Below are 1231 nucleotides of genomic sequence, written 5' to 3'. Positions count from 1 at the left end.
CTCCTCTCCCTGCCCGGCTCGCCGGTGCTCTACTACGGGGACGAGATCGGCATGGGCGACAACATCTGGCTCGGCGACCGCGACGGCGTGCGCACCCCGATGCAGTGGACCCCGGACCGCAACGCCGGCTTCTCCTGCGCCGACCCGGGCAGACTCAGCCTGCCGCCCGTCATGGACCCGGTCTACGGCTACCAGGCGGTCAACGTGGAGAGCCAGCTCGGCAACGACTCCTCGCTCCTGCACTGGACCAGACGGATGCTCGAGGCCCGCCGCCGCCATCCCGCCTTCGGGCTCGGCGACTTCACCGAGATCGCCACCTCCAACCCCGCGGTCCTCGCCTACAGCCGCACCCACCGCCAAGGCGGCCGGGAGTCGGCCATGGTCTGCGTCAACAACTTCTCCCGCCACCCGCAGCCCGTCGAACTGGAACTCGGCTGGTACCGCGGGCGCACCCCGGTGGAGGTGACCGGGCAGGTCGCCTTCCCCCCGGTCACCGAGCGCCCCTACCGGCTCGCCCTCAAGGGCCACGGCTTCTACTGGTTCTGCGTCTGCCCCGGCGGCCGGCGGTGACGGCCCCGCCGGCAACCGCCGCCGCCGTGCCCGACCTGCCCGCCCGGCTGTCCCGGGCCCTGGACGTCTGGCTGCCCCGCCAGCGCTGGTACGCCGGCAAGGACCGCACGCACACCCGGGTGTCCGTGGTCCAGGACGCCCTGTTCAGCCGCTCCGCGGGCCGCGACGGGGCCACCGGGCTCATCCTCGTCGTGCGGGTCGACTTCGACGACGGCGCCAGCGAGCACTACCAGGTGCCCGTCGGCATCCGCTCGCACCCGCCCCAGTCCGTGGCGCCCTACGTCATCGCGGGCCTCGACGACCTGGTGGTGTACGAGGCGACCGGCGACCACGACCTCGTGCGCGACCTGCTGGACCTGGTCGCCAAGAGCCGCCCGGTGCATCCGCTCGGCTTCAGCAGCGAGCCCTCCCCCGACCGCACCGCCTGGCCCCCGCCCGCCCCGCCGCGCACCAGCCGCCCGCTGGGGGCCGACCAGAGCAACAGCTCCGTCGTGGTCGACGACCGCTACCTGGTGAAGTTCTTCCGCCGCCTGCACCCCGGGGTCAACCCCGACCTGGAACTGCAGCGGGCCCTGCGCTCGGGCACCGGGCGCTACACCGCGCCCCTGCACGGCGCGATCGAGGGCCGGCTCGACGGGGCACCGGTCACCTACGCCGTCGT

Annotated in this window: 1 protein-coding gene and 1 pseudogene; both read left to right on the top strand. The window is 73.8% G+C overall.

All coding sequences use genetic code 11. The features are described from left to right. Window positions 1-570: alpha-glucosidase C-terminal domain-containing protein (locus tag AB0O00_RS40250; RefSeq protein WP_363659620.1), on the top strand; the 570-nt coding region annotated here is incomplete at its 5' end. A gap of 26 nt (window positions 571-596) precedes the next feature. After that, a pseudogene (locus AB0O00_RS40245) lies at window positions 597-1231 on the top strand (hypothetical protein); the annotation flags it as partial.

This window comes from Kitasatospora sp. NPDC093558 (genome assembly GCF_040683475.1).
Classification (GTDB): domain Bacteria; phylum Actinomycetota; class Actinomycetes; order Streptomycetales; family Streptomycetaceae; genus Kitasatospora.
The sequence above is the reverse complement of the archived record's forward strand: the minus strand, read 5'-3'. Positions and strand labels throughout refer to the sequence as shown.